Below are 13,863 nucleotides of genomic sequence, written 5' to 3'. Positions count from 1 at the left end.
AAGTCCATTTGATTTGGTTATTTTAGCAGGGCTTATAGTATTAGCTGTTATTACCGCTGTATGTGTTTTAACTGGTAATAACCTGTTTTTAAACTAATATGAAAAAGTTTTTTATTGGCACTCTTTTGAGTGCCTTTTTTGCATCGTCTTTATTTGCTAAAAGTGTTATCATAGAAAATGACAGTATTTTAACGCAAAACACTATGTCTCATATGCAAATCATCGGCGATGAGCTAAAAGAGAAAACTGGAGTTTTTTTAGGTGTTGTTGCTATTAAGAGTTTAAATGGCAAGAGTTTAAAAGATAAAGCAATAGAAATTTCATCAAATTTAGAAGCACCTTACGCTTTTGTGATACTATCATCAGGCGATCAAAAGGTTGAAATTTTTATGAGTGAGAATTTATTTGATAAAGAAGAAGTTCTAAGTCCAAGTCCAAGAAAAGGAACCATTATACCACTTCTTGTATCAGCAAAAAAAGGAAATGACCCAATAAATCCAGCTTTGATGAATGGCTATGCTGATATGGCAGAAAAGATTGCCTTATCAAAAGGTGTAGAACTAGAAAACGCAGTTGGTAATACAAACAAGATAGTTTTAAATTTGATAAGATTTTTTGTATATGGCTCTATAATTTTAGTTATTCTTAACTCGTTGTACTATAGACTCAAAAGGAAAAGAGATGCAAAAGAGTAAAAAAAGAAAACCATTAGGGCTTTATGTAATAATTCTTAGCTTTATAGGTATTATTACAGCTTGTGTGTGGACTATTGTATTTTCGTTAGATTACCCAGTTTATATGGATAATTACTACTTTTCAAGTGTTGATGAGGTTGATAGAAACATAAATGAGATAGAGGCTAGCCAGGAAAGGTTTGAAGAGAAATATAGTTTAACTTTGGTTGATAAGGTTATCTATCAAGGCAAAGATTCTCAAGTTAAGGCCATAGCTAGGGCAAATTTAGGAAGCTCATTAGATAATTTAAGCGGAGAAATTTTGCTTACTAGGCCTGATACAAGTGAATTTGATAAAAATTTAAAGTTTAAATTTGAAGATATTTATTTAATAAGTGAAAATTTCAAGGTTAATAAACCAGGCCGTTGGCAGGTTTTTATTAAACTAAGTGATGGTAAAGATACAGGCTTTTATAAATTTGAATTGATTGCCTCATGAGAGAACTTATTGTTTTTACAAATAGTAGAAATATAAGAGAATTTGTTAAAAACTATGATGGAATTTTGCTACCTAAAATTACCACAATAGGGGCTTTTTTTAGTGAAATTTTATACAACAAAACAAAAACACAAGTTTTTGAAATTTCAAGGGTTTTATATCTAAACGAAGCTGTTAAAAAAACTGAAAATTTAGAAAAAAAACTAAACATAAAATCACAATTTTTTGAGTTCTTGCAAAACAAAGAGTATCTTTTTTCTTTTTTTAAAGAGCTAAGTGATTCTAAAAAAACTATAAATGATCTAAAAAGTTCTGATATATATGCTGAGTATGAAGAACATCTTGAAATTTTAGGTGAGCTTTTTAATAATTATAAAGAAATTCTAGATAAAAACGGCGTTTATGATGATATAACTTTGCCTTTTGATTATGAAATAGATGAGAGTTACATTAGAAGTTTTGATAAAATTACTATAAAAATAGATGGGATTTTAACTAATTTTAACATTGAAATTTTAGATAAGATTAGAAATCTTACAAATGTTATTCTTAAATTTAAAGCATCAAATTTAAACTCAAATTTAGTTTTAAATTTAGAAAAATTATCTTCTTTGGAAATAGAACCAGGCTTTAGTTATGAGCTAAATTTATCCACAAACACCCTTAATAAAATCTCACCACTTCCATCTAAAAAAAGTATAAAATTAAGAGGTTTTAAGAGCCAAACATTACAAGCACTATATGTGTATACTAAAATTTCAAGCTTTATAAGGGCTGGGATTTTGCCTGAAGATATTGTTGTGATTTTGCCTGATGAAAGTTTTAGTGAGATTTTAAAACTATATGATTTTAACAATATGCTAAATTTTGCGATGGGATTTAAATTTAAAAACACGCTATTTTATAAAATTTTTAGTGAAATTTTAGAGTGTTTAAAAGGTCAAAAAGAGCTAGATTTGGCTCATAATTATCTACAAAAAGATGTTTATACAAAAATAGAGCTTTTTTTAAATAAAGCAAATTTAAGCTCTCAGATTTATGAGAATTTCAAAAAAAACTATGATGAAATTTGTGATTTTAACCAGTTTAAGTCCTTAATAAATTCTATTCTTACAATAAGTGGGGAGAGTAATTTAGATCTTATAATAAATGAAGTTCTTTTTGAGATCGAGATATTTTTGCGTAGTTTTACTTTAAAATTTAGTGAAATTTGTGAGATTTTTTCTATGCTTATAAGGTCTAAACAAATTGATCATGTTGGCGGTGGAAAAGTAAGCGTTATGGGACTTTTAGAAAGTAGAGGTATGAAATTTAGAGCTGTTATTATTCCTGAATTTAATGATAATCTAGTTCCATCAAGGGTTGTAAATGAGATGTTTTTAAACTCAGAAGTTAGAAAAAGAGCTGGTCTTATTAGCTATACTCAAAGAGAAAATTTACAACGCTTTTACTATAAAAGTTTAATAGAAGCTTCTGAATTTACAGCTATTTGCTATAAAAACTCAAATAGTGAAATTCCATCAAGATTTTTAAAAGAATTTGAAGTTGTTGATGACAATGAATTTAGCGATAGTGACTATATGAAGCTTTTAGAAACTAGTAAAACTATACTTAATTTAGAACCTACAGATATAAAAATAGCTCACGATTTCTTTAAAGAACCACTCTCATTTTCAAGGTTAAATGACTATATAAAATGCCCTAAAATGTATGCTTATAAGAGAATTTTTTGTACTAAAGAGGCAAAAAATGTTGATAAGGAAAACACAAATCTTACTCGTGGCACAAGTCTTCATGAGATCGTAGCAAACAGCTATGAGAATAATAAATTTGATTATCAAAAATTTTGTGCTTTAGTTGACAGTAAATTTCTAGGCATTTATGGCGAGATTGTAAAAGAAAACTTTAAAAACTTTAACATTGATATGGGCGGGATTATAGAGCATGAAGTTGATATTACAAACAAAGAATTTGAAGGAATTCTTATAAAAGGTAAGATTGATAGAGTTGAAAAAACTGCTGATGATATCTACTTAACTGATTATAAACTTGGCAAGCTAGATAGCGCAACTAAGAGCTTTCAGCTTGCATTTTATCAAGCTTTACTAGGCATAGAAGAAAGTATAAATTCCTACTTTAGTTTTACTCAGATGAGTAGCGAACCACCACACAAAGACTACAACTTAGAAACCTTAAAAGAAAAAATATCTCAACTAAAAGAGATATCTCGTAAAGTGATGAAATTTGAAGAAAATCATAACTTTTGTAGAAACTGTCCATATACTTTGATTTGTAAAAGGAGCGTAAATGGTTGATTTTTTAGCTCTTGAAGCAAGTGCTGGCAGTGGCAAGACCTTTAACTTAAGTGTTAGAGTGGTTTCTCTTATTCTAAATGGAGCAAATTTAAACTCCATAATGGCACTAACTTTTACAAACAAAGCTGCTGCTGAGATGAAAAATAAAATAATTGATCTTTTTTTAAATTTAGAAAACAAAGAGGCTGAGTTAGAAAAGATTTCACTTCAAACAGGACTTAACAAAGCTCAAATTCTAGATAAAAGAGATGAGTTAAAAGAAGAATTTTTAAACTCTAATCTTAAAATTTCAACCATCGATTCGTTTTTTTCTACCATTATTAAAAGCTTTTCGCTAAATTTGGGCATAAGTCCTGATTTTGAGATGATGGATGAAAACGAGTTTAAAGGCTTAGTTAGGGATGAGTTTTTAAACTCTTTAAGCAAAGATGAGACAAGAAACCTCGTAAGTTTTGTGCTAAATGATGAAAATAAAAATTTAGAAAAAAGCTTAGAGTTAATAGAGAGCCTTTATGAAAAATCAGATGATTTTAAATTTAAAAAAGATGCTATTTTTCCAGGTAGCGATTTAGTTATGCAAAAGCAAAAAGCTCTTAGAGATTATGCTATTAAAAACAACGCTTCATCAACTGCTATAAACTCTTTTAACGCAAACTCGCCTTTTGAAATTTTAAAGAAAGGCTATATCAATAAAGAGAGTTTGAATTACAGAACATACTCTAAAATTTACACTTCAGAACTTGATGATATGTTTCAGGAGTTAAAAGATAGCTTAGAAAAGTATTTTATAGCTTTAGAAGAGTATAAATTCTCAAATTTAGGCTCTTTGCTTGAAATTTATGAAAAAGCTAGAAAAAAAGTAGTGCTAAGAGAAAATAAGCTAACTTTTTTTGACATTACAAAATTTGCATACGAACTTCTCTCAAAAGATGAATTTAAGGAGCTTTTGTACTTTAGGTTAGATGCGAAAATAACTCATCTTTTAATAGATGAATTTCAAGATACTAGCGTTTTACAGTATAAAATTCTAAAACCACTCATCGATGAAATAGTTGCAGGCTATGGTCAAAACGGTCTTGGAAGCTTTTTTTATGTGGGCGATACCAAACAAAGCATTTATCGTTTTCGTGGCGGGGTTAAAGAGCTTTTTAATAAGCTTAAGGATGATGATTTTCCACAGATAGTCTCAGATAGCCTTGATACAAATTATAGAAGCGATGGTATTATAGTAAATTTTATAAATTCGCTATTTAATGGAGTAGATAATTTTCATTATAAAGATCAAAAAGTTTCAGAAAATCATCAAGACAAGGGCTTTGTAGAAGTAGTAAGCGCAGATGAAAATGTAGCACAAAAAGCAGCTTTGAAAGCCAAAGAGATGATTGATTTGGGCGTTTATCCAGATGATATTGCTATACTTTGTTGGAAAAATTCTGACATCGATCTACTTAAAAAAGAGCTTGATGATTTAGGAGTTAAATCAAGTGGAGTTGGTGGAGAGCTTTTGTTTAACACTCCTTTTGTAAGATCAGTTTTGGAGTGCATAAAATTTCAGATAACAAAAGAGGAAATTTATGCTAAAAATGTTTACTCACTTATAGCCAAAGAGCCAAAACAGCTAAATCTCGATCTAAAAAAGAGTGTAGAACAAACTGTTATTGAAGTTGCTAAATCATTAGATGTGAGCCTAGATAAAATCTCACAATTTATAGAAATCTCTAAAAATTATGAGAGCATCATCCATCTAGCTTTTGGAAATGATGATACAAAAAGTGGAGATGATGAGCAAAGTGGCGTGGTGCTTTTAACGATACATAAGTCAAAAGGGCTTGAGTTTGATCACTTGATAGTTTGTGATAGAATAAGTGGCGATAGCAATGATAGCGATAAGATTATACAAGAATTTGATGCTAAAGATTTTAGATGGAGATTTGCTTATAAAATTAGCGGTAGAGAAAATGTTGATGATTTTTATAGTGAGCTTTTAAAAACAAGAAATATACTTGATGATGATGAGAATTTAAATAAAATTTATGTGGCTTTAACAAGGGCTGTTCATAGCCTAAAAATTATAAAAAACGAAATACAAAAACCAAGAAATCCAACTTTTTTTTCTGAAGTATCCCAAAAAGAGCCATTTTTTTATATAGAAAATTCTAAACAAGGTAAATTTGAAGTTGAACAAAAAGAGCCTATATTGCAAAAAGCACCAAATCCTATTTCTTTGATTAAGGTTGAAGCTCAAGAGAGCCAAAAAACCAAAGATAAAAGTGAAAATAGTGAGTTTATAAGTTATGGTGTAGCGTTACACTACACTCTTGAGAGTTTATGTGGTTTTGGCGAAGAAGAGCTAAATTTGGCTATATTAAAAAGTAAAAACAGATATGCTAAATTTTTAGGTGATGATAAATTTGAAAGCATTAAGCATAGAGTTGGCATGTTATTAAATGATCCTAAATTTATAAATTTATTAAATGGTGCTGAAATTTATAAAGAACTCCCTATTAAAGTAGATGGCGGTTTGAATTATATAGACCTTTTGGCTGTTAAAAGTGATGAAGTTTTTATAGTTGACTATAAAACTGGAGAGAGTTTTAAAGATAGTCATAAAAAGCAAGTCTTAGGATATAAGTATGCTATAAGCGATGTTTTTGCGCCAAAAGAGATAAGGTGTGTGATAGTTTATATTTTAGAAGATAAAATTCTTATAAAAGAAGTTTAAATTTAGCTTAATTTAAGTATATATTAAGCTTATTTTTTATACAATCACCTTTCACAAATTTTATAAAGGTAGAAAAATGACAAAGAGCATTAGAGCAAACGAAGTCGAGAGAGACTGGGTTGTAATAGATGCAACTGATAAGGTTTTTGGTAGAATGATAACCGAAGTTGCAACTCTTCTAAGAGGTAAACATAAACCAACTTATACGCCAAATGTTGATTGTGGTGATTATGTTATCATCATTAATGCATCAAAAGCAAGATATACAGGACTTAATAAAGGAAGTGATAAGCTATATCACAGACATTCAGGTTATTTTGGAAGCGTAAAGAGTGAGAAATTTGAAGATCTTCTAAAAAATAATCCAGTAAAACTATATAAGCTTGCAGTTAGAGGAATGCTGCCAAAAACTAAACTTGGTAGAGAGATGATTAAAAAACTTAAAGTGTATGAAGGTAGCGAACATCCACATACAGCTCAAGTAAATAAAGGAAAATAAATATGGCGACAGTTTACGCAACAGGAAAAAGAAAAACAGCAATAGCTAAAGTATGGGTAAAACCAGGAAGTGGCAAGATTACAGTAAATGGACTTGATTTAAACTCATGGTTAGGTGGACACGAAGCTGCTAAATTAAAAGTTATTGAGCCGCTTCTTGTTACAAAACAAGAAACTTCTATGGATATTAAAGCTATCACTTTAGGTGGTGGTTTTAATGCTCAAGCTGAAGCAGTAAGACATGGAATTTCAAAAGCTTTATCAGCAATGGATGCTGATTTTAAAGCAGCTCTTAAACCAAAAGGTTTACTAACAAGAGATAGTAGAGTAGTTGAAAGAAAGAAATTTGGTAGAAGAAAGGCTAGAAGAAGCCCACAATTCTCAAAAAGATAGTTTTAGTTTTATAAGGGTTTATCTTTATTTAAAATTCTTTATGATATAATGCGGTAATTTTTTTGAAAGGAAGAGAAGAAAAATGAAAAAGATTTTACTTGCACTAAGTTTATGTGCAGCGACAGCTTTAGTAGCTAATGAAGACAACTATCATTGGCAATTTACTCCAGTTATCGGTGGAACATCATTTGATAGCGATTTTGATCTAAAGGACGAGATGTTTTTTGGTGCTAGAATAGCTAAAAACTTTGAAGAGGGTTCATTTTTTGATCACCTAGAATTTGGTTATGATAGAGTAAATGGTGCTGATGTTAAAGGCAAAGGTAAGGGCGATATGGATATGAATCTTTATCACTTAAGCTTAATCAAAAACTTTGATGTTAATGATGACTTTAAATTCTATGGTTTAATCGGTGGTGGTTATTTAGATGGAAAAGGTAATGGCAGTTATGCTGATGGTACAAAAGTTGATGATTATGATTCAGGTTTTGCTCAAGTTGGCTTAGGTGCTAAATACTATGTTACAGATAATTTTCATTTAAGACTAGAGGCAAAAGATGTTATCGCATTTGAAGATGAAACAACTCATAACCTATTCTATTCATTAGGATTTGGTGTTGATTTTGGAAGCAGAACTCCAGCAGTTGTTCCAGTAGTTGCTGTTCCAATAGGTGATGAAGATGGAGATGGTGTTCCAGATAATCTAGATAGATGTCCAGGAACTCCAGCAGGTACAGTTGTAGATGAAAACGGTTGTGAAAAAATCATCAGACTTGATGTTAACTCGCTAAAATTTGGTTTTGATAGCACTAAAATTAAGCCAGAGTCAAAACACATAGTTAGAGAGATTTCTGATTTTGTAGCTGATAAACCAAACTATGCTATAAGACTAGAGGGTCATACTGATAGTACAGGTGATGCAACATATAACCAAGGACTATCAGAAAGAAGAGCAGCAGCTGTTAAAGATGTTCTAGTTGAACTAGGTGTTGATGCTAATAAAATCACAACACAAGGTTATGGTGAGACTCAACCAGTTGCTACAAATAGCACAAAAGAAGGACGCGCTCAAAACAGAAGAGTTGACGCTAAATTTAGAAAATAATTTATTCTTATGGGCGGAGCTTAATCCGCCCTTTTATTTTATATGACAAAAACCATACTATTTGATTTGGATGGAACTTTAATAGATTCAACTTTCGCTATTATAGAAGGCTTTAGAGAGGCTTTTTTAAAATTCTCTCTTAAATATCCAGGAGATGAGTTAGTAAAAAAGCAAATTGGTCATCCACTTGATTTGATTTTTAAAAATTTAGGTGTTACTAAAGATATCGATGAGCTCATAAATGTTTATAAAAAAAGATATGGCGAAATTTATCTAGATACAACTACTCTCTTGCCAAATGCTAAAAATGCTATTATACAAGCTAACAAATTTGCTGATTTAGGCGTAGTTACTACTAAAACTAGCAAGTATTCAAAACTTATACTTGATAAACATGAAGTATTAAGCTATTTTGGTACTGTTGTTGGTAGAGACGATGTTATAAATCCAAAACCAAGCCCAGAACCAGTGCGAAAAGCTTTAAAAAATTTAGGAAAATCTACTGAAAATGCTTTTATGATAGGAGATACGAAAATGGATCTTATCTCTGCTAAAAATGCTGGTATTATCGCAATTGGCTTATCTTGTGGTTATGGTGCAATAGAGTCTTTGAAAGCAAACACAAAATATATTTTTGATAACTCGCTTGATGCGGTAGAATTTATAAAAACATTTAATTCGTAAATAGTTTAGACTCAAATTTATTCACTATCAAATTTACACATTTTATTACTATAGAGCTTTAACTAAGTTTTAGAAAAATTACTTATTTATACATTAATCATATTTTAGCAATATTTTGATACAATACCCTACTTAATACTAGGAGATTAGATGAGTAAAATAATGAAAACAATGGATGGCAACGAAGCAGCAGCATACGCGGCTTATGCTTTTACTGAAGTTGCTGGAATCTATCCTATTACGCCTAGTTCACCTATGGCGGACTATACAGATATATGGGCGTCTCAAGGCAAGAAAAACCTTTTTGGTATGCCTGTTAAGGTTGTTGAGATGCAAAGCGAAGCTGGAGCTGCTGGGGCTGTGCATGGTTCACTTCAAGTTGGTGCTTTAACTACTACTTATACAGCTTCTCAAGGACTTCTTTTAAAAATTCCAAATATGTACAAAATAGCTGGACAACTCCTTCCTGGAGTTATTCATGTAGCAGCACGCTCGCTAGCCTCACAAGCACTTTCTATATTTGGCGATCATCAAGATGTTTATGCATGTAGACAAACTGGATTTGCAATGCTTGCAAGTGATTGTGTTCAAGAAGTTATGGATTTAGCAGGCATTGCTCACCTTGCAGCTATTAAAGGGCGAGTGCCATTTTTACACTTTTTTGATGGATTTAGAACAAGTCATGAAATTCAAAAAATAGAAGTTATGGATTATAAAGTTTTTGATAGACTATTAGATAAAGAAGCAGTCCAAAAATTTAGAGACGAGTCACTAAATCCAGAAAATCCTAAAACCCGCGGCACCGCACAAAATGATGATATATATTTTCAAACAAGAGAGCTTCCAAACCGCTTTTATAACGCTATTCCTGATATTGTAGCTGATTATATGAAAGAGATTTCAAAAGTTACTGGTAGGGATTATAAGCCTTTTAACTACTATGGCGATCCAGAAGCCACCAGAGTTATCGTAGCAATGGGTTCTGTTAATCAAACTCTTGAAGAGGTGGTTGAGTATCTAAATAAAAAAGGCGAAAAGGTTGGTATTATTAAGGTTCATCTTTATAGACCATTTAGTTTAAAATATCTTTTTGATGTTGTTCCAAAAAGTGTAGAAAAAATAGCAGTTTTAGACAGGACAAAAGAGCCAGGTAGCCTTGGAGAGCCACTATATCTTGATATAAAAGCTGCATTTTATGGCAAAGATAACGCCCCACTTATCATAGGTGGTAGATATGGTTTAAGCTCAAAAGATGTTGATCCTGCACAGATGATAGCAGTATTTGATGAGCTTAAAAAAGAAAATCCTAAAAATGGCTTTACTGTTGGTATAGTAGATGATGTGACAAATTTATCACTTGAGATTGGCAAGAAAATTTCACTATCTGATGACAGTGCTATTGAGTGCTTATTTTACGGACTTGGTGCAGACGGTACAGTTGGAGCAAATAAAAACTCTATAAAAATCATCGGAGATAACACCGATCTTTACGCACAAGCTTACTTTGCTTATGATAGCAAAAAGTCAGGCGGATATACAAGAAGCCATTTAAGATTTGGTAAAAAGCCGATTCGCTCAACTTATCTTGTATCAAACCCACATTTTGTAGCCTGTTCTGTAGCATCATATCTTGAAATTTATGATGTGATTGATGGTGTTAGAGAGAATGGAACTTTTCTTTTAAACTCCATTTGGGACGCAGATGAGACCGTAAAAAGACTTCCAAACAGAGTTAAAAAAATCCTAGCTGATAGAGATGTAAATTTCTTTATCATTAACGCTACTAAATTAGCACGAGATATTGGATTAGGTGGTAGAACAAATACCATTATGCAATCAGCCTTTTTTAAACTAGCAAATATCATACCTTTTGAAGATGCAAGAAAATATATGAAAGAATTTGCTAAAAAAAGCTATGGAAACAAGGGCGAAGCTATTGTAAATATGAACTACAGAGCAATTGATGAAGGATCTGATGCACTTATAAAGGTTGAAGTTGATTCTTCTTGGTCAAATTTAGATCCAAAAGATGAAAAAGAAGATAAATATATAGGAAATGACTTTATAGAAAATGTCGTTAAGCCTATAAATGCTGCTCGTGGCGATAGTTTGCCAGTATCAGCATTTATAGGATATGAAGATGGAAATTTTAGTCAAGGAACCACACAGTATGAAAAACGAGGAATTGGCGTAACTGTGCCTATGTGGAAAGAAGAGAACTGTATCCAGTGTAATCAATGTGTTTTTGTCTGCCCTCACTCAGTTATTAGGGCTTTTTTGCTTGATGAAGATGAGGTATTAAAGGCTCCAAATAATTTAAAAGAACACTTGCTTGATGCAAAAGGTAAAGAGCTAAAAGAGTTAAAATATAAAATACAAGTTAGCCCTCTTGATTGTACAGGTTGTGAGCTTTGTGCTATAAACTGTCCAAGTAAAGAGAAGTCTTTAGTTATGGTTCCTTTGCAAGATGAACTAGATAGAGGTGAACAAGAAAACGCTGATTATCTATTTAAAAAAGCAACTTATAAAGATGATCTTATGAATAAAGAAAGCGTTAAAGGCATAGGCTTTAGTGAGTCACTTTTTGAATTTCATGGTGCATGTCCTGGTTGTGGCGAGACACCATATATAAATTTAGTCACAAGACTTTTTGGAGATCATACAATTATCGCAAATGCAACTGGATGTAGCTCTATTTATGGTGGGTCAGCACCATCAATGCCATATAAGAAAAATAAAGACGGCAAAGGTGTAGCGTGGGCAAATTCGCTTTTTGAAGATAATGCTGAGTTTGGTATGGGTATGAAAGTAGCAACCGATACTATTAGGCATAGAATACAAAACATTATGCTTGATAGCAAAGATGAAGTGCCAAATTCTATAGCGGCATACTATAATGACTGGATAGAACATAGAGAAGACGCTAAAATTTCAGCTGAGATTAGGGAAAAACTCATTCCGCTTTTAGAGCAAAATTTAGATAAAAAAGGCGTAAAAGAGCTTTTAAGTCTTAAAGACTATCTATCAAAAAAATCTCAGTGGATAATTGGTGGAGATGGCTGGGCGTATGATATCGGTTTTGGTGGATTAGATCATGTTTTAGCATGTGGAGAAAATGTAAATGTTTTGGTTTTAGATACTGAAGTTTACTCAAACACAGGCGGACAAAGCTCAAAAGCAAGTAGAGCTGGCTCAATCGCTCAGTTTACTTCTGCTGGCAAACCAGCCCAGCATAAAGATCTTGGAATGATGATGATGAGTTATGGAAATGTTTTTGTAGCTCAGATTAACTCAAATGCATCTCAAGCAGCAACTCTTAAAGCTATTGTAGCAGCTGAGAGTTACCCAGGAGCTAGTCTTATCATAGCTTATAGTCCATGCATTGCTCATGGTATAAAGGGTGGTTTAAGTGGTTCTGGAAATCAAGCAGAACTTGCTACAAAATGTGGGTATTGGCCAACATATACATATGATCCGCGTTTGATATCTGAAGGAAAAAACCCACTTAAGATTACTTCAAAAGAGCCTGATTGGGATCTTTATGAGGAATTTTTGTCTAAAGAAGTAAGATATAGTGCTCTTAAAAAACTTGATCCTATAAGAGCAAATGATCTTTATGCTAAAAATAAATCTGATGCTATGAGGCAGTATAGGCAGTTAAAAAGACTTGCAAACGCTGATTTTAGTGATGAGATAGAAAATTAATTAGTTTGGGGGTGGATGTCTCACCCCAAATTTATAATGAAATATAACCATTTTTAACAATCAAATAATATACCCTATATAAAATTTAAGTTATGATAACGAATATCAGAATTAATTAAGCAGAAAAATAGTATAATTCTTTAAAATTTAAAAGGAGTCAATATGTCAGTATTAGTAGTAGGAGCAGATGAGATAACGCCTATAAAGGCTGTTTTATCGGATTTAGGGGCTAAAAAGATTGAGCATTGGGATGCAAGAAATGAAAATAGAGTTAATAGAAAAGTAATTCCTGCTGATACAGAGTGTGTAGTTATGCTTACATCTTTTCTTAATCATAACACAATGAAAAAAATCAAAGGTGATGCTAAAAAACGAAATATTCCTATTGTTTGTGCAAAAAGAAGCGTTAGTTGCGTATACTGTGAGTTTTGTAAGGTTTTTGGCATGGATAAAGAGTTTTCTTGTAAAGGCGAGTGCTAAGCAGATAGATTTAGAGTAGTTTTAAATTGAGTGGGTAAATTAAGTTATATTTCTTGGTTTTAAAATTTACTCTGATGAGAAATTTAAAATATCTTATGAAATGGCAGAATTTATATAAGCTTTAAAATTTCTGCGATAAAAATTAGACTATATTTTATTGTATGGATTTATTAAAAATAGTGATTTTATAGCTTTAGTTTAATTGGTTTGTAATTAATAAATAAAGTATTTTGATTATTTTATGAGAATTACAAAGAATTTATAAATTTAAGGAGAGAATATGTCATTTGCAGTTATTTTTGGCAGTTCTATGGGCAGTACTGAAGAGGCTGCGGGTTTAATAGCAGATAGTTTAGGCACTAAAGCTTTAAATGTATCAGATTGTGATGCTAACACTTTAAATAGCTATGATGGTTTAATATGTGGAACTTCAACTTGGAATGATGGCGAACTTCAAGATGACTGGGATAGCTTTGACTTTGATAGTTTGAATTTAAGTGGCAAAACTGTAGCTCTTTTTGGGCTTGGTGATAGTTTGTCTTACTCTGATAGTTTTTGCGATGGTATGGGAATTTTATATGAAAATTTTAAAAAAGCTGGAGCAAATATTGTAGGAGAAGTTAGTACTGATGGATATGAATTTGATGAAAGTAGAGCAGTAGTAAACGGTAAATTCGTAGGACTTGTGCTTGATTATGATAATGAAAGTGAAAAAAGTGAGGATAGAATTTCAAACTGGGTAAGTCAAATAAAAAAGTATTTTAACTAAAATAGCCCAAAATTTGGGC

11 protein-coding genes are annotated in these 13,863 nt (G+C 31.6%); all 11 read left to right on the top strand.

The features are described from left to right. The first annotated feature begins 98 nt into the window (after nucleotides 1-98). The 11 genes from CCORG_RS07265 to fldA all read left to right on the top strand — a co-directional run bounded on the left by CCORG_RS07265 (nucleotide 99) and on the right by fldA (nucleotide 13,844). Nucleotides 99-695, top strand: coding sequence for a hypothetical protein (locus tag CCORG_RS07265; RefSeq protein ID WP_025802800.1), 597 nt, complete (start codon nucleotides 99-101; stop codon nucleotides 693-695). Next, the gene (locus CCORG_RS07260) at nucleotides 682-1,173 is read left to right on the top strand and encodes a FixH family protein (RefSeq protein ID WP_025802802.1); all 492 of its coding nucleotides are present in this window, start codon (nucleotides 682-684) and stop codon (nucleotides 1,171-1,173) included. Before CCORG_RS07265 ends, CCORG_RS07260 begins: the two co-directional genes overlap by 14 nt. After that, nucleotides 1,170-3,488, top strand: coding sequence for a PD-(D/E)XK nuclease family protein (locus CCORG_RS07255; RefSeq protein WP_025802804.1), 2,319 nt, complete (start codon nucleotides 1,170-1,172; stop codon nucleotides 3,486-3,488). The genes CCORG_RS07260 and CCORG_RS07255 overlap by 4 nt, the downstream gene beginning before the upstream one ends. Continuing rightward, complete coding sequence (locus CCORG_RS07250) at nucleotides 3,481-6,210, top strand: RecB-like helicase (protein ID WP_025802806.1); 2,730 nt, start codon at nucleotides 3,481-3,483, stop codon at nucleotides 6,208-6,210. Before CCORG_RS07255 ends, CCORG_RS07250 begins: the two co-directional genes overlap by 8 nt. 76 nt (nucleotides 6,211-6,286) lie before the next feature. Beyond that, nucleotides 6,287-6,709 (top strand): 50S ribosomal protein L13, encoded by a 423-nt coding sequence (gene rplM / locus CCORG_RS07245; protein WP_025802808.1) that lies wholly within the window; start codon nucleotides 6,287-6,289, stop codon nucleotides 6,707-6,709. Nucleotides 6,710-6,711: 2 nt separating this feature from the next. Next, a complete protein-coding gene (gene rpsI / locus CCORG_RS07240; protein WP_025802810.1) occupies nucleotides 6,712-7,101 on the top strand; it encodes a 30S ribosomal protein S9 in 390 nt (129 codons plus the stop codon). 82 nt (nucleotides 7,102-7,183) lie between these two features. Next, nucleotides 7,184-8,206 (top strand): OmpA family protein, encoded by a 1,023-nt coding sequence (locus CCORG_RS07235; RefSeq protein WP_025802811.1) that lies wholly within the window; start codon nucleotides 7,184-7,186, stop codon nucleotides 8,204-8,206. 42 nt (nucleotides 8,207-8,248) lie between these two features. Then, nucleotides 8,249-8,890 carry an HAD family hydrolase gene (locus CCORG_RS07230; RefSeq protein WP_025802813.1) on the top strand — a complete coding sequence of 214 codons (642 nt, stop codon included), beginning with the start codon at nucleotides 8,249-8,251 and terminating at the stop codon, nucleotides 8,888-8,890. Between the two features lie 150 nt (nucleotides 8,891-9,040). After that, nucleotides 9,041-12,595: a pyruvate:ferredoxin (flavodoxin) oxidoreductase gene (gene nifJ, locus CCORG_RS07225; protein WP_025802815.1), complete on the top strand. Its 3,555-nt coding sequence runs from the start codon at nucleotides 9,041-9,043 to the stop codon at nucleotides 12,593-12,595. 162 nt (nucleotides 12,596-12,757) lie between these two features. Then, nucleotides 12,758-13,075: a DUF2325 domain-containing protein gene (locus CCORG_RS07220; RefSeq protein ID WP_025802817.1), complete on the top strand. Its 318-nt coding sequence runs from the start codon at nucleotides 12,758-12,760 to the stop codon at nucleotides 13,073-13,075. A 280-nt stretch (nucleotides 13,076-13,355) separates the two neighbouring features. Continuing rightward, entirely contained in the window at nucleotides 13,356-13,844 is a 489-nt protein-coding gene (gene fldA, locus CCORG_RS07215; RefSeq protein WP_025802819.1) for a flavodoxin FldA, read from the top strand. Nucleotides 13,845-13,863 lie beyond the last annotated feature (19 nt).

Source organism: Campylobacter corcagiensis (assembly GCF_013201645.1).
Lineage (GTDB): Bacteria > Campylobacterota > Campylobacteria > Campylobacterales > Campylobacteraceae > Campylobacter_B > Campylobacter_B corcagiensis.
Note: the sequence above shows the minus strand (reverse complement) of the source record. Positions and strands in the feature narration are given on the sequence as shown.